Source organism: Streptomyces sp. NPDC006476 (assembly GCF_040612015.1).
GTDB lineage: Bacteria > Actinomycetota > Actinomycetes > Streptomycetales > Streptomycetaceae > Streptomyces > Streptomyces griseorubiginosus_B.
This window is the reverse complement of sequence record NZ_JBEXPK010000022.1, coordinates 23,161-42,269: the sequence shown is the minus strand read 5'-3', so window position 1 is coordinate 42,269 and position 19,109 is coordinate 23,161. Positions and strand designations below refer to the sequence as shown.

Annotated in this window: 13 protein-coding genes and 1 pseudogene; 4 read left to right on the top strand and 10 right to left on the bottom strand. The window is 69.5% G+C overall.

Features of this window, described 5'->3' with window-relative positions; all coding sequences use genetic code 11:
• Complete coding sequence (locus tag ABZZ74_RS24905; RefSeq protein WP_356768421.1) at positions 1 to 798, top strand: DUF3097 domain-containing protein; 798 nt, start codon at positions 1 to 3, stop codon at positions 796 to 798.
• Positions 799 to 820: 22 nt separating this feature from the next.
• Here ABZZ74_RS24905 and hemW read toward each other — a convergent pair whose 3' ends face one another.
• Both hemW and ABZZ74_RS24895 read right to left on the bottom strand, forming a co-directional pair.
• Complete coding sequence (gene hemW, locus ABZZ74_RS24900) at positions 821 to 2,053, bottom strand: radical SAM family heme chaperone HemW (RefSeq protein ID WP_356768419.1); 1,233 nt, start codon at positions 2,051 to 2,053, stop codon at positions 821 to 823.
• Between the two features lie 31 nt (positions 2,054 to 2,084).
• A complete protein-coding gene (locus ABZZ74_RS24895; RefSeq protein ID WP_356768417.1) occupies positions 2,085 to 4,007 on the bottom strand; it encodes a SpoIIE family protein phosphatase in 1,923 nt (640 codons plus the stop codon).
• A 102-nt stretch (positions 4,008 to 4,109) separates the two neighbouring features.
• On the opposite strand from ABZZ74_RS24895, the gene ABZZ74_RS24890 reads away from it, so the two are divergent.
• Both ABZZ74_RS24890 and ABZZ74_RS24885 read left to right on the top strand, forming a co-directional pair.
• Entirely contained in the window at positions 4,110 to 8,246 is a 4,137-nt protein-coding gene (locus tag ABZZ74_RS24890) for a HAMP domain-containing protein (protein ID WP_356768416.1), read from the top strand.
• A gap of 12 nt (positions 8,247 to 8,258) precedes the next feature.
• Positions 8,259 to 8,813: a response regulator gene (locus tag ABZZ74_RS24885; protein ID WP_356768414.1), complete on the top strand. Its 555-nt coding sequence runs from the start codon at positions 8,259 to 8,261 to the stop codon at positions 8,811 to 8,813.
• Between the two features lie 31 nt (positions 8,814 to 8,844).
• Here ABZZ74_RS24885 and ABZZ74_RS24880 read toward each other — a convergent pair whose 3' ends face one another.
• Together ABZZ74_RS24880 and lepA are read right to left on the bottom strand one after the other, a co-directional pair.
• On the bottom strand, positions 8,845 to 10,719 hold the full coding sequence (locus ABZZ74_RS24880; protein ID WP_356768412.1) for an AMP-binding protein: 1,875 nt from the start codon (positions 10,717 to 10,719) through the stop codon (positions 8,845 to 8,847).
• A gap of 249 nt (positions 10,720 to 10,968) precedes the next feature.
• Positions 10,969 to 12,837: a translation elongation factor 4 gene (gene lepA / locus ABZZ74_RS24875; protein ID WP_133041043.1), complete on the bottom strand. Its 1,869-nt coding sequence runs from the start codon at positions 12,835 to 12,837 to the stop codon at positions 10,969 to 10,971.
• A 244-nt stretch (positions 12,838 to 13,081) separates the two neighbouring features.
• Between lepA and rpsT the strand changes: the two genes are divergently transcribed.
• The gene (gene rpsT / locus ABZZ74_RS24870; RefSeq protein ID WP_133041041.1) at positions 13,082 to 13,348 is read left to right on the top strand and encodes a 30S ribosomal protein S20; all 267 of its coding nucleotides are present in this window, start codon (positions 13,082 to 13,084) and stop codon (positions 13,346 to 13,348) included.
• A gap of 503 nt (positions 13,349 to 13,851) precedes the next feature.
• Here rpsT and holA read toward each other — a convergent pair.
• The 6 genes and pseudogenes from holA to ABZZ74_RS24840 all read right to left on the bottom strand — a co-directional run bounded on the left by holA (position 13,852) and on the right by ABZZ74_RS24840 (position 19,069).
• Positions 13,852 to 14,841, bottom strand: a complete 990-nt coding sequence (gene holA / locus ABZZ74_RS24865; protein ID WP_356768410.1) for a DNA polymerase III subunit delta — start codon at positions 14,839 to 14,841, stop codon at positions 13,852 to 13,854.
• Positions 14,842 to 14,903: 62 nt separating this feature from the next.
• Entirely contained in the window at positions 14,904 to 15,149 is a 246-nt protein-coding gene (locus ABZZ74_RS24860) for a hypothetical protein (protein ID WP_356768408.1), read from the bottom strand.
• Between the two features lie 122 nt (positions 15,150 to 15,271).
• Positions 15,272 to 16,153, bottom strand: coding sequence for a YceI family protein (locus ABZZ74_RS24855; RefSeq protein WP_356768406.1), 882 nt, complete (start codon positions 16,151 to 16,153; stop codon positions 15,272 to 15,274).
• A 128-nt stretch (positions 16,154 to 16,281) separates the two neighbouring features.
• Complete coding sequence (locus tag ABZZ74_RS24850; RefSeq protein ID WP_356768404.1) at positions 16,282 to 17,082, bottom strand: arylamine N-acetyltransferase; 801 nt, start codon at positions 17,080 to 17,082, stop codon at positions 16,282 to 16,284.
• A gap of 4 nt (positions 17,083 to 17,086) precedes the next feature.
• Positions 17,087 to 17,686: pseudogene (locus ABZZ74_RS24845) on the bottom strand (MBL fold metallo-hydrolase); the annotation flags it as partial.
• A 114-nt stretch (positions 17,687 to 17,800) separates the two neighbouring features.
• Positions 17,801 to 19,069, bottom strand: a complete 1,269-nt coding sequence (locus ABZZ74_RS24840) for a hypothetical protein (protein WP_356768402.1) — start codon at positions 19,067 to 19,069, stop codon at positions 17,801 to 17,803.
• Positions 19,070 to 19,109: the final 40 nt, after the last annotated feature.

Genomic DNA, 19,109 nt, shown 5'->3' with positions numbered 1-19,109 from the left:
ATGCGCCAGTACTCCGCCGACCTGACCCCTCCCTGGAAGAAGCCGAAGCCCGTCCCGGAGGTCCCGGCGGAGCCCGGTCTGGTAGTGGAGGAGCCCGGCACCGGATTCTGCGGGGCGGTGATCCGCTGCGAGGCCGGAACGGTGACCCTGGAGGACCGCTTCGGCAAGCACCGGGTGTTCCCGCTGGAGCCGCGGGGGTTCCTGCTGGAGGGCAGGGTGGTCACCCTGGTCCGCCCCTCCTCGGCCCCGGCACGCCCCACCCGCACCGCCTCCGGCTCGGTCGCCGTCCCGGGCGCACGTGCGCGCGTGGCCCGCGCCGGGCGCATCTACGTGGAGGGCCGACACGACGCGGAGCTGGTGGAGAAGGTCTGGGGCGACGACCTGCGCATCGAGGGCGTGGTCGTGGAGTACCTGGAGGGCGTGGACGACCTGCCGTCGATCGTGGCGGACTTCGCCCCCGGCCCGGACGCCCGGCTCGGTGTGCTGGTCGACCATCTGGTCCGGGGCACCAAGGAGTGGCGCATCGCGGAGTCGGTGACCAGCGAACACGCCCTGGTCGTCGGCCACCCCTACATCGACATCTGGGAGGCGGTGAAGCCGTCGGCCCTGGGCATCGAGTCCTGGCCGCGCATCCCGCGCGGCCAGGACTGGAAGACGGGCGTGTGCCGGTCCCTCGGCTGGCCGGACAACACGGGCGCCGCCTGGCAGGGCATCCTCTCCCGCGTCCACTCCTACAAGGACCTGGAGCCCGAGCTCCTGGGCCGAGTGGAGGAACTGATCGACTTCGTCACCGCCTAGTGCGGGTACAGGCGGGCCCTGGTCAGTCCACCAAGTCCCTGACCACGGCGTCCGCCAGCAACCGCCCGCGCAGGGTGAGCACCGCACGGCCCTCGTCGTACGGGCCCCGCTGCAGCAGTTCGTCCGTCAGGGCCCGGCGTGCGGCGGCCAGGCCCTCCGGCTTCAGGAGGGTCAGCGGTACGCCCTCCCGCAGCCGCAGCTCCAGCAGGATCCGCTCCACCCGGCGGTCCTCGTCCGTCAGGAGTTCACGGCCGGCGCCCGGTGAGCGTCCCGCCGCCAGCGCCGCCGCGTACGCGCCGGGGTGCTTCACGTTCCACCAGCGCACCCCGCCGACGTGCGAGTGCGCGCCGGGGCCCGCGCCCCACCAGTCGGCGCCGCGCCAGTACAGCTCGTTGTGCAGGCAACGGGCCTCGGGAGCGGTCGCCCAGTTGGAGACCTCGTACCAGTCGAAGCCCGCCGCGGACAGGACGTCCTCCGCGATCAGGTACCGGTCCGCGTGGACGTCGTCGTCCGTCATCGGGACCTCGCCGCGGCGGATCCGACGGGCGAGCTGCGTGCCCTCCTCGACGATCAGCGCGTACGCCGACACATGGTCCGGGCCCGCCCCGATCGCCGCCTCCAGGGAGGCCCGCCAGTCGTCGTCCGACTCCCCCGGGGTGCCGTAGATCAGGTCCAGGTTGACGTGCTCGAAGCCGGCCGCCCGGGCCTCCGCGACACACGCCTCGGGGCGGCCGGGGGTGTGGGTGCGGTCCAGGACCTTCAGTACGTGCTGCTTCGCGCTCTGCATGCCGAAGGAGACGCGGTTGAAGCCGCCCTCGCGGAGGGCGGCCAGATAGGCCGGGTCGACGGACTCCGGGTTGGCCTCCGTGGTGACCTCGGCGTCGGGCGCGAGGCCGAACTCGTCGCGGATCGCGGACAGCATCCGTACGAGATCGTCCGCCGCCAGCAGCGTCGGCGTGCCGCCGCCGACGAAGACGGTGCGGACCGGGCGCGGGTCGTCGCCGAGGACCTTGCGGGCCAGGCGGATCTCGTCGACCAGGGTGTCCGCGTAGTTGTCCCGGGAGGCGAGGACACCGCCCGTGCCGCGCAGTTCGGTCGCGGTGTAGGTGTTGAAGTCGCAGTACCCGCAGCGGGTGGCGCAATACGGGACGTGCAGGTAGAAGCCGAGAGGGCGGTCGGCCGCCCCGCTGAGCGCGGAGGCGGGGAGCGCGCCGTCGGCGGGGACCGGCTCGCCGTCGGGGAGTGCGGAAGGCATGCCCTCCATTGTCCCGTACCGCTGCGACTGCTCACTCCGCCTGCAGCACCAGCAGCGCCAGATCGTCCTCCGGCGGCCTGCCGCCGAACTCGTGCACCAATCTATTGATGCGCTCGGCGATCAGCTCCGCGCTCAGACCCGCGCAGCCGGCCAGGGCGGTGGCGAGGCCGTCGGCGTCGTCGAACTGGCGGGAACCGGAGCGGCGCTCGGTGACGCCGTCGGTGACGCACAACAGGGTGTCGCCGGGGCCGAGCTCGAAGGTCTCGCTGGTGTAGGTCTCGTCCTCGATGACACCGAGCAGGGTCTGCGGACGGGCCGCCGTGCGGACGGTGCCGTCGGCGCCGAGCAGCAGCGGCAGGGGGTGGCCGGCGGAGGCGAGGGTGCAGCGGACGCCGTCACCGACGGGCACCAGCTCGCCGTACAGGAGGGAGAGGAAGCGGGTCTGGGGGCCGTCGCCGGGGCCCGGTGGGCGACCGCTCGCGAGGGCGCGGGCCGCGGCGTCGGCGGCCTCCGTGGTGTCGTCGAGGAGCAGTTGGTTGAGGCGGTCGAGGACGTCGGCGACGCGGTAGCCCTCGCGGGCCAGCAGCCGCAGCCAGGGCCGGGCGAGGCCGATGAGGACGGCGGCCTCGGGACCCTTGCCCTGGACGTCGCCGACCGCGAAGCACCAGCGGCCGTCGCCGGCCGGGAAGACGTCGTAGAAGTCGCCGCTGGGGCCGCCCTTGTCGCAGGGTTCGTAGACGAGTGCGCTGCGTACGCCGGGGATCTCGGCGACGGCGACGGGCAGCAGACCGCGCTGCAGGACCTGGCTGATGGTGGCCTGGCGGGCGTACTGGCGGGCCGTGCCGATGGCGAGGGCGACCCGGCGGCTGAGGTCCTCGACCAGGCCGGTGACCTCGTCGGGGAAGCGCGGCAGGCCGGAGCGGCCGATGACCAGGGTGCCGAGCGGGCGACCGCCCGCGATCAGCCGGTAGGCGAGGGCGGTGCCGTGCGCCTCGCGCAGATCGAGCGCGTCACCGGGCCAGGGATACGGCACCGGCCCGGACCGTATGCCGTCGGCAGGGCGCGGCGGATCCTTCTCCAAGGCCGCGCGCAGTTCCTCGATGCGGTTCTCGCTGCAGTGCCACACCCGGGCCAGCCTCGGCCCAGCGCCGGGGCCCGAGACGCCGTCGGCGTCCCAGCGGCCCATGGCCTCGTCCTCCGTCCACACCGCACACCAGTCGGCGAGCCGCGGCACGATCAGCTGCCCGGCGAGCGCGGCGACCAGGTTCTCGTCCAGCTGCCCGGCGAGCAGGTCGGAGGCCTCGGCGAGGAAGGACAGGGCGCCCCGGCCCACCCACTCCCGGTCGCGCTCGGCGCGCCGGGGCTCGGGCGCGAGGATCTCGGCGACGTCGAGCCCGCGCTCCAGTGCCTCCCGGCCGGCGTACGCGGCGATCTCGTCGACGGCCGTGTCGCCCTCGGCGGACAGCCGCGCCCACACCGTCTTCGCGCCCCGGCGGTAGGTGACGCCCCAGGACTCGGCGAGCGCGGTGACCAGCCGCAGTCCGCGCCCGTACTCCGGCGTCTCGTACGGTACTTCGGGCTCCGAGCCGCGTGGGGCGCGGGAGGGGTGCTGGTCGCGGACCTCGACGACGAGCGCGCCGGTCGCCTCCTCCAGCCGGCACTCCACCTCGACGTCGGTGCCCGCGTGTACGACGGCGTTGGTGACGAGTTCGCTGGTGACGAGGACGGCGTCGTCGGCGAGACGGTCGGTGAGGTGCTCGGTGCCGGGCCGTTCCTCCTCGGCCCACTGGGCACAGGCGGTACGCACCAGGGCCCGGGCGGCCCTGGGCGTGACGGCGCTTCCGGGCAGCGTGGCGTACGTCCGCGCGCCGCCCCGCGCGCCGTCCGCGTCCTGGCGCGCCGGCGCATCGGAGGCACGGGAAGCCGTCTCCCGTTGCGTCGGAATGGCCCCCATGCCCAACTCCCCGAGCGGTTCGGACGAATACACCTCAGTCGATGCGGACAGAGTGACAGACTGGCCACGCCCATAAGCGCCGAGTTACCGAAGTGGGCCGCCATGAGTGAGAACAGTGCTACGCCAGTGCTCGAAGACGGACAGAAACCGGAACAACTCCGAGCATCTGAGCTGCGCCCGTTGCTCGCGGCGATGACGGCCGCGCGGGACGGCGACTTCACGAAGGTCCCGGAGACCGGCCACGGCATGGTGGCCGAACTGACGGCGCTCTTCAATCAGATCATGGACCGCAGCACCCACTTCAACGTCGAAGTGCAGCGGGTGAAGCGGGAGTTGGTGCGTCACGGGCGGCTCGACGAGCGGCTCACGGCGAGCCCGGGGCAGGGTGCCTGGACCTCCCGCGTCAACGATGTGAACCAGGTGCTGGACGCCCTGGTGGCCCCGGCGGCGAACGCGACCCGGGTGCTGGACGCGGTGGCGGGCGGCGATCTGACCCAACGGGTGGATCTGCACGACGGCAACCGGCAGTTGCGGGGTGATCTGCGCAGGCTGGGGCGGGCCGTGAACAAGATGGTCGACCAGCTGTCGCTGTTCACCGGCGAGGTGACCCGGGTCGCGCGCGAGGTGGGCACGGAGGGGCGTCTGGGCGGGCGCGCCAAGGTGCAGGGTCTGTCGGGCAGTTGGCGGGATGTGACCGAAGCGGTCAACACCATGGCGTCCCGGCTGACCGCGCAGGTGCGGGACATCGCCCTGGTGACAACGGCGGTGGCGCGCGGCGACCTGACCCGTACGGTCACGGTCGAGGCGACCGGTGAGCTGCTCGAACTGAAGCTGACCGTGAACACGATGGTCGACCAGCTGTCCGCCTTCGCCGACGAGGTGACCAGGGTCGCCCGCGAGGTGGGCACCGAGGGGCAGTTGGGCGGCCGTGCTCAGGTGCGCGGGGTGAGCGGGGTCTGGAAGGACCTGACCGACAACGTCAACTTCATGGCGTCGAACCTGACGTCCCAGGTCCGCAACATCGCCCAGGTGACCACGGCGGTGGCCAACGGGGACCTCAGCCAGAAGATCACCGTCGACGCCCAGGGCGAGATCCTGGAGCTGAAGTCGACCATCAACACGATGGTGGACCAGCTCTCCGCCTTCGCCGACGAGGTCACCCGCGTGGCCCGCGAGGTCGGCACCGAGGGGAACCTGGGCGGGCGGGCTCAGGTGCGGGGCGTGTCGGGCGTCTGGAAGGACCTCACCGACAACGTCAACTTCATGGCGGACAACCTGACCTCGCAGGTCCGCAATATCGCTCTCGTCTCCACCGCCGTCGCCCAGGGCGATCTCGGCAAGAAGATCACGGTGGAGGCGAAGGGCGAGATCCTGGAGCTGAAGTCCACGATCAACACGATGGTGGACCAGCTCTCCGCCTTCGCCGACGAGGTCACCCGCGTCGCCCGCGAGGTCGGCACCGAGGGGAACCTCGGCGGTCAGGCTCAGGTGCGGGGCGTGTCGGGCGTCTGGAAGGACCTCACCGACAACGTCAACTTCATGGCGCTGAACCTGACCTCGCAGGTCCGCAACATCGCCCAGGTCACCACCGCCGTCGCCAACGGCGACCTCTCCAAGAAGATCACCGTCGACGCGCGCGGCGAGATCCTCGAACTCAAGGACACCGTCAACACGATGGTGGAGCAGCTGCGCGCCTTCGCCGACGAGGTCACCCGCGTGGCCCGCGAGGTCGGCACCGACGGACGGCTCGGCGGACGCGCCCAGGTGCTGGGTGTCTCCGGTGTGTGGCGGGATCTGACCGACAACGTCAACTACATGGCCGACAACCTGACTTCACAGGTGCGGAACATCGCCCAGGTCACCACCGCCGTCGCCAACGGCGACCTCTCCAAGAAGATCGACGTGGACGCGCGCGGCGAGATCCTGGAGCTCAAGACCGCCATCAACACCATGGTCGACACGCTGTCCTCGTTCTCCTCCGAGGTCACCCGGGTGGCCCGCGAGGTCGGTTCCGAGGGCCAACTCGGCGGCCAGGCACGGGTCGAGGGTGTGTACGGCACCTGGAAGCGCCTGACGACGAACGTCAACGAACTCGCCCTGAACCTGACCACCCAGGTCCGGGCAATCGCCGAGGTCGCCTCCGCGGTGGCGCAGGGCGACATGTCCCGCTCGATCACGGTGGAGGCGCGCGGCGAGGTCGCCGAGCTGAAGGACAACATCAACCTGATGGTGGCCAACCTCCGTGAGACGACCCGCGCCAAGGACTGGCTGGAGTCGAACCTCGCCCGGCTCGCGGCCCTGATGCAGGGCCACCGGGACCTGATGGAGGTCGCCGACCTGATCCTGCGCGAGCTGACCCCGCTGGTGAACGCCCAGTACGGCGCGTTCTTCCTGGCCGATCCGGACGAGGACGGCTCATCCCTCCGCACAACCGTTCCCGCAAAGGGACTGGCGTTCATCGCGGGCTACGGCTCGGCGCAGGGCGCGACCGTGGAGACGGGCGGCCTGCCGGTGCACGGCCTGGTGCGCCAGGCGGCCCGGGAGAAGAAGCGGATCCTGGTCGAGGAGGCCCCGCCGGACTACATCAAGATCAACAGCGGTCTCGGTGAGGCGGCTCCCACCAGCGTCGTGATCATCCCGATCCTCTTCGAGGACAAGCTGCTCGGCGTGATCGAACTGGCCTCCTTCTCCCGCTTCTCCGACGTCCACCTGGCCTTCTTCGACCAGTTCGTGAACACCATCGGCGTCGCCATCAACACGATCATCGCCAACTCCCGCACGGAGTCCCTGCTGGGCGAGTCCCAGCGCCTCGCCATGCAGCTCCAGGAACGCTCCGACGAACTGCAGAAGCAGCAGGCGGAGTTGCAGCGCTCGAATGCCGAACTGGAGGAGAAGGCGGCCCTGCTGGCCACCAGCTCCCAGTACAAGTCGGAGTTCCTGGCGAACATGTCGCACGAACTGCGCACACCGCTGAACTCCCTGCTGATCCTGGCGCGGCTGCTCTCCGACAACCCGGACGGCCATCTCTCCGACCAGGAAGTCCAGTTCGCGACGACGATCCACCGTTCGGGCTCCGACCTCCTGCAGCTGATCAACGACATCCTCGACCTCTCCAAGATCGAGGCCGGCCGGATGGACGTACGGCCGAAGAAGCTGCCGCTGATCAAGCTGCTCGACTACGTCCACGCCACCTTCCGCCCGCTCACCCTCGACCGGGGGCTCGCCTTCGAGGTGGCGGTCGGCGAGGACGTGCCGCGCGAGATGCACTCGGACGAGCAGCGCCTCCAGCAGATCCTGCGCAACCTGCTCTCCAACGCGATCAAGTTCACCGCGACCGGCCGGGTCGAGTTGCGGGTGAGCCGGGTCAAGGACCCCGAGCACCGGTACGTCCAGGGCAGCGACGAGGTGATCGCGTTCGCCGTCAGCGACACCGGCATCGGCATCGCGGCGGAGAAACTCCCGGTGATCTTCGAGGCGTTCCAGCAGGCGGACGGCACCACCAACCGCAAGTACGGCGGCACGGGCCTCGGGCTGTCCATCAGCCGCGAGATCGCGGGCCTGCTGGGCGGTCGTATCGTCGCCGAGAGCGAGCCGGGGCAGGGCTCCACCTTCACGCTGTACGTCCCCGTCGTCAGCCCCGGTCACGCGGCGACCGGACCGGCGCCCGAGGACCGTACGCCGCCGGTGCAGGAGCAGCCCGCCGCCGAGCCGTTCACGGCCACGCACGACGTGGACGACTCCTGGCCGGCGCCGACCAAGCTGGAGGCGTGGAAGGCCGGGCGGGCCGGTCGGGTGCTGCCGGGGCGGCGGGTGCTGATCGTCGACGACGACATCCGCAACGTCTTCGCGCTCACCCATGTCCTCGGCCGCGTCGGCATGCCCGTGCTCTACGCGGAGAACGGCCGCGAGGGCATCGAGACCCTGGAACGCAATCCGGACGTCGAACTGGTCCTGATGGACATCATGATGCCGGAGATGGACGGCTACGAGACCATCGCCGCCATCCGCCGCACCCCGCGCTGGGCGGGTCTGCCGATCGTCGCGCTCACCGCGAAGGCGATGCCCGGCGACCGGGAGAAGTCCATCGCCCGGGGCGCCAACGACTACGTACCCAAGCCGGTGGACGTCGACCAGCTGCTGACGGTCGTCTGCGCGCTGCTGGATCCGGAGGGCGCGGGACACGCGGAACGGGCGGACACCGAGGAGGCGGCGGCGACGCCGGCGCCGGAAACCGAATGAGGCACAGTCACCATGAGCGCTGAGGCAACGACCGACGAGCGCGCCGGCATCCTCCTCGTGGACGACATGGAGGACAACCTGATCGCGCTGGAGGCCGTCCTGGGGTCCCTCAACGAGCCGCTGTTCCGCGCGCGTTCGGGCGAGGAGGCGATGAAGGCGCTGCTGCGCCGGCGCTTCGCCCTGGTCCTGCTCGACGTGCGGATGCCGGGCATGGACGGCTTCGAGACGGCCGCCAACATCAAACGGCTCGACCAGACCAAGGACGTCCCGATCATCTTCCTGACCGGCGCGGACGACGACTCCGGCTACGCCTTCCGCGGCTACGCGACGGGCGCGGCGGACTACCTGACCAAGCCGTTCGACCCCTGGGTGCTCCGGGCCAAGGTCACCGTCTTCCTCGACCTGCACCGCAAGAAACGGCAACTGGAGCGGCTGCACGGCGAACTGAGCCACCGACTGGCGGAACTGGAGCACCAGTTCACCGGCGAGAACCCCCCGGACCTGGACCGACTGCACGCCCAGATCCGGGAGTTACGACGCCTGGTGCCCCACGGACACCCGGTGTGACCCGACTACGCGAAGCCACACCACCGCGGACTCACGCCTCGCGCGTGCCCGCGTACATCTCGTCGATCAAGTGCTTGTACTCCCGTTCCACCACCGGGCGCTTGAGCTTCAGGCTCGGCGTGATCTCGCCGTGTTCGACGTCGAGGTCGCGGGGCAGGAGGCGGAACTTCTTGATGGTCTGCCACTTCTGCAGACCGGCGTTGAGTTCCTTGACGTAGCCCTCGACCATCGCGACGGTGGCCGGTGCGGCGACGACGTCGGCGTAGGACTTGCCCTCCAGGCCGTTCTCCTTGGCCCACTCCAGAAGGGACGGCTCGTCCAGCGCGATGAGCGCCGTGCAGAAGTTCCGGTCGGCGCCGTGCACCAGGATGTTGGACACGTACGGGCAGACCGCCTTGAACTGGCCCTCGACCTCGGCCGGCGCGATGTATTTGCCGCCGGAGGTCTTGATGAGGTCCTTCTTGCGGTCGGTGATCCGCAGATAGCCGTCGGGCGAGAGCTCGCCGATGTCCCCGGTGTGGAACCAGCCGTCGGCCTCCAGCACCTCGGCGGTCTTCTCCGGCAGCCCGTGGTAGCCCTGCATGATGCCGGGGCTGCGCAGCAGGATCTCCCCGTCGTCGGCGATCCGCACCTCCGTGCCGGGCAGCGGCTTGCCGACCGTGCCGGTCCGGTAGGCCTCGCCCGGGTTCACGAAGGAGGCGGCCGAGGACTCCGTCAGGCCGTACCCCTCGAGGATGTGGATGCCGGCGCCGGAGAAGAAGTAGCCGATCTCGGGCGCGAGCGCCGCCGAGCCGGAGACACACGCCCGCAGGTTCCCGCCGAACGCCTCACGGATCTTGGCGTACACCAGCGCGTCGGCGACCTTGTGCTTCGCGCCGAGCCCGAACGGCACCGAGGCCGTCCCCGTGCGCCGGAAGTTGTCCTGCGAGACCTTCGCGTACTCGCGGGCGACCTCCGCCGCCCACTGGAAGATCTTGTACTTGGCGCCGCCGCCCGCACGGGCCTTGGCGGCGACCCCGTTGTAGACCTTCTCGAAGATGCGCGGCACGGCCGCCATGTACGTCGGCTGCACGACCGGCAGATTCTCGATGATCTTGTCGACGCGACCGTCCACGGCGGTGACGTGACCGACCTCGATCTGCCCGGAGGTCAGCACCTTGCCGAAGACGTGCGCGAGCGGCAGCCACAGGTACTGCACGTCCTCGCTGCCGATCAGCCCGGTCGCGGCGATCGCCTTCGCCATGTACGCCCAGCTGTCGTGCGCGAGCCGGACGCCCTTGGGCCGGCCGGTGGTGCCGGAGGTGTAGATGAGGGTGGCGAGCTGGTCCTTGGTGATCGCGCCGACCCGCTCCCTGATCAGGTCGGGGTCCTTCTCCAGCCGCGCGGCGCCCCGGGCCTCCAGCTCGGCGAGGGTCAACACCCAGTCGCTGGTCTCGACACCGGTCGGGTCGATCACCACGATCTGCGTGAGGGCGGGCAGCTCGGCCCGCTTCTCCACGGCCTTGGCCAGCTGCGCCGCGTCCTCGGCGATCAGCACCCGGCTCTCGGAGTCGGAGAGGATGAACGCCGACTCGTCGGCGTTGGTCTGCGGATAGACCGTGGTCGTGGCCGCGCCCGCGCACATGATGCCGAGGTCGGCGAGGATCCAGTCGAGCCGGGTCGAGGAGGCCAGCGCGACCCGCTGCTCGGGCTGCACGCCCAGTTCGATGAGTCCGGCGGCGATCGAGTAGACCCGCTCGGCGGCCTGCGCCCAGTTCAGCGACTTCCACTCGTCCGGGCCCGCGCCCGAGGCCGGCGGCACCGGGTAGCGGTACGCCTCGGCGTCCGGGGTGGCCGCCACGCGCTCCAGGAAGAGGGTCGCCACGCTCGGCGGACGGTTCTCGATCAGGGTCTGTGTGTCGCTCACGACATCCTCCGGGGCCCGCGCAGTGCGGCTGGCTCAAGTGCGGCTGGCTTCACGCAGTAGCGTTTGTTTAACTCGCGAGTAACTATCGAGCAGAGATCAGAGTAGAGCCCGACCGGCCGGTTCGTAAGAGTCCGCGGCCTGTCACTTCCTACAGAGCGCGACGTTACGCACGCGTAGGGGCCCGCCACGCTTTCGCACGACGAGCCCCCCTTCTGCCCGCTTTGACAGGTAACCGGCTGTAACCCGCGGTTACTTCTTGCCCTTGGCCGACCCCGCGCTGTCATCGCTGGAGAGCACCGCGATGAAGGCCTCCTGCGGAACCTCCACGGAACCCACCATCTTCATCCGCTTCTTGCCCTCCTTCTGCTTCTCCAGCAGCTTCCGCTTACGGGAGATGTCACCGCCGTAGCACTTGGCGAGGACGTCCTTGCGGATGGCGCGGATGGTCTCGCGGGCGATCACCCGGGAGCCGATGGCGGCCTGGATGGGGACCTCGAAGGCCTGCCGCGGAATGAGCTCGCGCAGCTTGGCGACGAGCCGCACGCCATAGGCGTACGCCTGGTCGCGGTGGGTGATCGCGGAGAACGCGTCCACCTTGTCGCCGTGCAGCAGGATGTCGACCTTGACGAGGTTCGAGGTCTGCTCGCCGGTGGGCTCGTAGTCGAGCGAGGCGTAACCGCGCGTCTTCGACTTCAGCTGGTCGAAGAAGTCGAAGACGATCTCCGCGAGCGGGAGCGTGTAACGGATCTCGACCCGATCCTCGGACAGGTAGTCCATGCCGAGCAGGGTGCCGCGCCGGGTCTGGCACAGCTCCATGATCGAGCCGATGAACTCCGACGGCGCGAGGATCGTGGCGCGTACGACCGGCTCGTACACCTCGTTGATCTTGCCCTCGGGGAACTCGCTCGGGTTGGTGACGGTGTGCTCGCTGCCGTCCTCCATCACGACCCGGTAGACCACGTTGGGCGCGGTGGCGATGAGGTCGAGCCCGAACTCCCGCTCCAGCCGCTCCCGGATGACGTCGAGGTGGAGCAGGCCCAGGAAGCCGACGCGGAAGCCGAAACCGAGGGCGGCGGAGGTCTCCGGTTCGTACACCAGGGCGGCGTCGTTGAGCTGGAGCTTGTCCAGGGCCTCGCGCAGCTCGGGGTAGTCGGAGCCGTCGAGTGGATACAGCCCCGAGAAGACCATCGGCTTCGGGTCCTTGTATCCACCCAGAGCCTCCGTGGCCCCCTTGTGCTGGCTGGTGACGGTGTCACCGACCTTGGACTGGCGGACGTCCTTCACACCGGTGATGAGGTAACCCACCTCACCGACGCCGAGCCCGTCGGCCGCCAGCATCTCGGGCGAGTTCGTCCCGATCTCCAGCAGCTCGTGGGTGGCGTCGGTGGACATCATCCGGATCCGCTCGCGCTTGTTGAGCTGACCGTCGATGACACGGACGTACGTCACGACACCGCGGTAGGAGTCGTACACCGAGTCGAAGATCATCGCGCGGGCGGGCGCGTCGGCGACACCGACCGGCGCCGGGATCTCCGCCACCACCTTGTCCAGCAGCGCGTCGACGCCGACACCGGTCTTGGCGGACACCCGCAGCACGTCGTCGGGGTCGCACCCGACGAGGTTGGCGAGCTCCTCCGCGAACTTCTCCGGCTGCGCGGCCGGCAGGTCGATCTTGTTGAGCACCGGGATGATCGTGAGGTCGTTCTCCATCGCCAGGTAGAGGTTGGCGAGGGTCTGCGCCTCGATGCCCTGGGCGGCGTCGACGAGGAGGATGGTCCCCTCGCAGGCGGCGAGCGACCGCGAGACCTCGTAGGTGAAGTCGACGTGCCCCGGGGTGTCGATCATGTTGAGGATGTGCGTGTTGGTCTTGTCATGGGTCGGGGCCCACGGCAACCGCACCGCCTGGGACTTGATCGTGATGCCGCGCTCGCGCTCGATGTCCATCCGGTCGAGGTACTGAGCACGCATCTGCCGCTGCTCGACGACGCCGGTCAGCTGGAGCATCCGGTCGGCGAGCGTGGACTTGCCGTGGTCGATGTGCGCGATGATGCAGAAATTGCGGATCAGAGCCGGGTCGGTACGGCTCGGCTCGGGCACATTGTTAGGGGTCGCGGGCACGCAGGGTCCTGTCTCTTGAGGCGCCTTATGCCTCGGGTCGGATCGATACGTAGGCTCCATGGTCCCACGGGCGGCGACCGGGGACCGTTTTGGGCCGTCGGCCCGCCCCCTGGTAGTCTGAGTGGCTGTGTCTCATGCCCTCTCAGCGCGAGGCACACCATCAAGAAATCACCTGGTACGGGACCCGGATCCCTCCATGCCCGGAGTGCTCCTGGCTCGTGCCTGAACCTGTAGAGGCTCATTCGTGGCGAACATCAAGTCCCAGATCAAGCGGATCAAGACCAACGAGAAGGCGCGGCTGCGCAACAAGGCCGTCAAGTCCTCCCTGAAGACCGCGATCCGCAAGGCCCGCGAGGCCGCTGCCGCGGGTGACGTCGAGAAGGCCACCGAGTACCAGCGCGCTGCGGCGCGTCAGCTCGACAAGGCCGTCTCCAAGGGCGTCATCCACAAGAACCAGGCCGCCAACAAGAAGTCGGCGCTTGCTTCGAAGGTCGCGTCCCTCCAGGGCTGACACCTTTCTGATCTGACCGGGTCCACGAGGACCCACCGCCGGAAGGACCCGAGCGGGCCCTCTCTCATCCGCTCCCAACCGGCCCCAGAGCCCGTACGCGGCCTGCGTTCGCCACGCGGGTACGGGCTCGACATCCTGAACCGAAGGCCCCACTGCTTGCCCTTCCCCGGGCGGGCGGCGGGGCCTTCGGCATACCACGGCCAGGCTTGGGCCAAGGGCCGCGAGATTGCTTTCAGCGGGCTTGCATGAAGCAGGGCGTCCGGCGTTTGGCTTTTCAGGCCGCGTCCGGCGTTCGACGTTTCAGCCCGTCCGGCGTTTGCGGACGAGGCCCGAAGGGCCGACCGGGGTCCGGGGCGGAGGCCCGGCGGGGGTGCAGGGGGCGGAGCCCCGGCGGGGGTGCAGGGGGCGGAGCCCCTGGGGATGGGACGGGTAGGGGCGGCGGGGGCGAGAACCATCGGTCCGTACCCGCCCACCGACCGAACGTCACCACACCCCCGGCACCCTTACCCCCGCCCCCGCGACCGCGCAGCCCGAGCAATCACCACAACCGCCTTCTCCAGCGCGTAGTCGGGATCCTCCCCGCCCCCCTTCACCCCCGCATCCGCCTCCGCCACCGCCCGCAACGCCACAGCAACCCCATCCGGCGTCCACCCCCGCATCTGCTGCCGCACCCGATCGATCTTCCACGGCGGCATCCCCAACTCCCGCGCCAGATCCGCCGGCCGCCCCCCACGAGCGGACGACAGCTTCCCGATCGCCCGCACCCCCTGCGCCAACGCACTGGTGATCAGCACAGGCGCGACCCCCGTGGACAACGCCCACCGCAGCGCCTCCAGCGCCTCCGCCGCCCGCCCCTCCACCGCCCGGTCGGCGACTTCAAAACTCGACGCCTCGGCCCGCCCCGTGTAGTACCGCCCGACGACGGCGTCGTCGATGGTCCCCTCCACGTCCGCCACCAGCTGCGAAACCGCCGAGGCCAGCTCCCGCAGATCACTCCCGATGGCATCGACGAGCGCCTGACAGGCCTCCGGCGTGGCGGACCTCCCCGCCGCCCGGAACTCCCCCCGCACAAACGCCAGCCGGTCCGCCGGCTTGGTCATCTTCGGACAGGCGACCTCCCGCGCCCCCGACTTGCGGGCGGCGTCGAGCAGCGCCTTCCCTTTGGCGCCGCCCGCGTGCAGCAGCACGAGCGTGATCTCCTCCGCGGGCGCCCCGAGATACGCCTTCACGTCCTTGACCGTGTCGGCCGAAAGATCCTGCGCGTTGCGTACGACCACGACTTTGCGCTCCGCGAAGAGCGAGGGACTGGTCAACTCGGCGAGCGTGCCGGGCTGCAACTGGTCCGGGGTGAGGTCGCGTACGTCCGTGTCGGCGTCGGCGGCCTTGGCGGCGGCCACCACCTCCCGCACGGCACGGTCGAGCAGGAGGTCCTCCTGGCCCACGGCGAGCGTCACGGGGGCGAGAGGGTCGTCATCAGAGTTCTTCCTGGCCATCGCGTAAAGCATGGCACGCCCCACTGACAACGGGGCCCGGCGTCACCACTCCCCGCCGAGCGTCACGGCTCCTCGCGCCAGCCGTCCCACTCCCCCGCGAACGCGTCCAGCTCTCCGGGATCCAGCCGCCCGTCCTCGTCCCGCAGGACGACCAGCCACTGCGCGTCCTCCGCGTCGTCCTCACCCGCCAGGGCGTCCCGGACGAGCCGCGGCTCCTCGACGACCCCGAACCGCTCCCCCAGCGCCTCCGCCGCCTCCTGCGCCGCGTCACGGTCGGGCAGCACCAGCACATGTCTCACATCACTCACGGCCCCATTCTCCGCGCAGCGAGCCGCCTCTCCGTACCCAGCCCCCATGGACCGCATGGCCCCCATGACCCGCATGGCCCCCGTCGACCCCGACGGCCTCTGCCGACCCCTGTCAGCCTCCGTCAGCCCTTGCGAACGATCTGCACATCCAGATCGACCCGGATACTCGGCCCCACCACCGCGATGCCCCGCGCCAGCATCGTCTGCCAGCTCACCGTGAAGTCGTCGCGATGCAGCTCGGTCCGGGCCCGGCAGGCCGCCCGCACCTCGCCCTCCATGCCGTTGCCCAGCCCCAGGTACTCCGTGTCCAGCGTCACCGTCCGCGTCACCCCGTGCAACGACAGCGCCCCCGTCACCGCCCACCGGTTCCCGCCCTTGTGCACGAACCGCTCGCTGTAGAACTCCAGCGTCGGAAAGCGCGCCACGTCCAGGAAGTCGGCCGAGCGCAGATGGTCGTCCCGCATCCGCACGTTCGTGTCGATGGACGCCGCGTCGATCACCACATGCATCGCCGACCGCTCCACCGGGTCCCCGATCCGCACGGCACCCGCGAAGGAGTTGAACCGCCCGTGGATCCGCGCCAGCCCAATGTGCCGCGCCGTGAACCCGATCGAGGAGTGCGTCTGCTCGATGTCCCAGTCGCCGGGCGCCGGCAGCTCCGCGGGCTGCGCGATCTGCAGCGTCACGTCCCCCAGGGAGGCGAGCGTGTTCTCCCCGACGGTCGCGCTCGCCCGGTACGGCGTGTATCCCTCGGCCGACACCGCAAGCCGGTACTCCCCTGCCGGTACCGTCGTCACGAACGACCCGAACGGATCCGTCTCGCCCCCCACCACCTTGCGGCCCATGGTGTCGCTGACCGCGAACTCCGCATGCGGCACCGGTTCGTTGACCGGATCCAGCACCCTGCAGCTCAGCACCCCCGCGCTCGGCGGAGTCTGCACCGCCGCCAGGGGACTCGTCCGTTGCACCCGACTCGTTCGGTTTCCCAGCCAGCGGCCGAACATCCACGCCACCCCTGTGCGCTCGACACCAATGTTGCCGAAGAGACATTCGATCACCGATGAGGCTTTCGAGGCAACACGGACTGTCTACGCACGAGTAGCAACGGCTGGTCCGATGTCGCCCGGATCCATCACCCCTGTTGTGATTTCCGCACAGTCGGCACGCGGCGCAGGTCGATTCCGAACTCCTCCCGGTAGACCGCCAGCACCTCCTCGTCCGAGTCCAACTCACGCTGCTCACGCGCCCCGTCGGCGCTCGTCACCTTGAAGGTGCGTCCGCTGAGTGTGATCCGCCCGCCGTCCTCGGTCACCCGCGAGCACACCAGCGACCGCACGAAGTGGGAGGCCGGCGAGGTGGAGTGCCACCAGGCCCCGGCCACGAAGTCGCCCAGTTCCCGGGGGCGCACCTCCAGGCGGTACTGGGGAGCGCCGTTCATCACGACGTCCAGGTCCGGCCCCGCCTCGACGATCCGGAACACACCCGCGGGGTCCTGCTGCTCACCCCGCTCCCCGAAGGCCAGTGGATGCAGACTGTGCGCCCCGAAGCCGACGTCCGCCAGCCACTCGCTCCCGTCCACCGCCCGTACCCGCAGCGCGAGATGGTCGTACGGGATCCCCAGCCGCCCCTCACCCCCGTGCACCCGCGCGGCGAGCAGCGTGACCCCGAACCCCAGCTCGGCCAGCAACGCCCCGAACACCCCGTTGAGTTCGTAGCAGAACCCTCCCCGCCGCGCTCCGACCACCTTGTCCAGCAGTCGCTTCTCCTCCAGCACGATCTCCTCTCCCAGATGCACGGACAGGTTCTCGAACGGCACCTGCCGCAGGTGCCGCAGGTGCAGGTCGCGCAGTACGTCGGCGGTGGGCGCGGTGGGCCATGCCGGGGGCTCGATCCCCAGGCGGCGGAGATAGGCATCGACCTGTGCGATATGCATGCCCTCAGTCTCGCGCCACCGCCGGCCGTCCGCCGAGGTCCGTGACGGCGAGCGCCCCGTCCCGGTCGGTCCGCAGCACCACGGCACCCTCGGCCCGCAGCGCCGCGACCGTGCTGGGTGCGGGATGTCCGTACGGGTTGTCCTCCCCGCAGCTGATCAGCGCGATCCGCGGCGCCACCCTGCGTATCAGCTCCGGATCCTGGTACGCGGAGCCGTGATGGGCGACCTTGAGCACGTCCACCCCGCCCAGCAGCGCACCCTGCGGTGACCTCAGCAGGGCCTGCTGGGCCGGCGGTTCGAGGTCCCCGAGCAGCAGGAGCCGCAGCCCCGCCGAGTGGACCAGCATGGCGACGCTGGCGTCGTTCGGCCCGTCCGGGTCCGGCGCCGGGGCCGGCGGGGGCCACAGCACCTGCCAGGACAGCGCCCCGGTGCGCCGTACCTCCCCGGCGACGGCACGGGTGAGCGGGATGTGCCGCGCCGCCGCCTCCCTGCTGACGAACTCGACCTGGTCCGCGGGCTCCTGGAACCCGGTCGTCTCGATCGCCCCCACCGAACGCCCTCGCAGCACTCCCGGCAGTCCCACCACATGATCGGCGTGGAAGTGTTCTCCACCGTCTCGATGTCTCATGAGACACCCGGGGTGGCCGTGGCCTGGCCTGATGCTGTGCGAGTCGTGGCCGTGGGTTTGCGGTTCCGTGAGAGGCGACCGAGACAGGGCTCAGAGCCCGCGCTTCTCCATGTCGTCCCACTTCCGCCTGATGGGCGTGAGCGTGTTCGCCCCCGTCGGAATCGTGACGTCTATTGGTTCTCCGCAGCTCGCTTCGCCGTTGGGGCCACGCTCGATCATGGAGAGCAGTTCCGCTTGCCGGCCGTCCCTCGTCGCGGCATAGACCGAGATCCCTTCCATTCGGTCGAGACGGTCCCGGGCCGGGAAGAAGATGGTCTTAAGCTCCTTCTCCTTCTCCGTGGGGATCGCGAGCCAGCTCTCGGAAATGATCACGATCCCGTCGGCTCGCGTGGATTCCACCAGGTCGGCGATGCCTTCGAACGAAAGCATCTTGGTGTCCTGATCGTTGAACCGCAGTTCCTGAGTCGCGACCACCCTTTCCCCGTTATAGAGGAAGGCGAACATGCCGTGGTGGCCGTCTTTCTCTGTCAGTGTCCGAGCTATCGCCATAAACCCGGGGACATTTTCGATGGGGCCGGACGTGGGGAACTTGAGTTCCCCGTATCGCTCTCCGGCGGCTTTCAGAGTCGCAGGGTCAGGTTCGAAAGACTCGAACTCTTCCTCGACGACACCGCCCGACATGGTGAAGTGGGCCTGTAGTTCCGACTGGGCCAGGTGCATGCAGGGCAAGCGCATCAGCGTGCTGTGAAGCGCCGACGTGACACATTCGACAGGCCGGTCCGCGAGGTCACACCTCTCGACGCCGAACGCCTCGTGGGCCCTCCACAAAATCTGGCTGAGCCAAGAATATGCTTCAGCGGTGGCGGCCAGGAGTTCCCACGAAGGGAGCGCTTTGTCGACCCACTTCCGCCGGACCGTGATCAGGCCGACAGGTGGCGTGTTGGAGTGACGCAGCGCATGAATGATCTCAGAAGTGGACATCCTGGGCGGGAATGTAGCGGTTGCCTCGACACGCTCAAGCCAGTTCCGGGTCCAGACCACCTGGCAGCTACTCAGGAGCTCCAGGTCCGATTCCTTCGTGATCCGGTTGCGGGATTTGACAACCCACCCCATGATCTCGCTCTTCTTGCAAGATTCCTGGAACTCCGGATACCAGGTAGCGAAATTAGGAATCACCGCCTTCTGCTTCTGAAGCAGCCAGGTAACGTTTCTGAGGTTTGGAACCAGAGAATTCAGGTTGAGCCTGAATCCATCCGGATCAAGGTAGGAATCATGCAGCATATGCCACTGGGTGTGGCAGTCCATCAGTCGTCTGTGAGCGTCAGCCACTGGGCAGGGCTGAACGGCATCCGAAGTCATGGGGCAGATTGTAGGCTCGGCTTTCCGGTGTGACGGAATG

Coding starts and splice junctions, on each gene's coding strand:
- ABZZ74_RS24905 (WP_356768421.1), top strand. CDS start 1: ATGCGCCAGTACTCCGCCGACCTGACCCCTCCCTGGAAGAAGCCGAAG.
- hemW (WP_356768419.1), bottom strand. CDS start 2,053: ATGCCTTCCGCACTCCCCGACGGCGAGCCGGTCCCCGCCGACGGCGCG.
- ABZZ74_RS24895 (WP_356768417.1), bottom strand. CDS start 4,007: ATGGGGGCCATTCCGACGCAACGGGAGACGGCTTCCCGTGCCTCCGAT.
- ABZZ74_RS24890 (WP_356768416.1), top strand. CDS start 4,110: ATGAGTGAGAACAGTGCTACGCCAGTGCTCGAAGACGGACAGAAACCG.
- ABZZ74_RS24885 (WP_356768414.1), top strand. CDS start 8,259: ATGAGCGCTGAGGCAACGACCGACGAGCGCGCCGGCATCCTCCTCGTG.
- holA (WP_356768410.1), bottom strand. CDS start 14,841: ATGGCCAGGAAGAACTCTGATGACGACCCTCTCGCCCCCGTGACGCTC.
- ABZZ74_RS24855 (WP_356768406.1), bottom strand. CDS start 16,153: ATGTTCGGCCGCTGGCTGGGAAACCGAACGAGTCGGGTGCAACGGACG.
- ABZZ74_RS24850 (WP_356768404.1), bottom strand. CDS start 17,082: ATGCATATCGCACAGGTCGATGCCTATCTCCGCCGCCTGGGGATCGAG.
- ABZZ74_RS24840 (WP_356768402.1), bottom strand. CDS start 19,069: ATGACTTCGGATGCCGTTCAGCCCTGCCCAGTGGCTGACGCTCACAGA.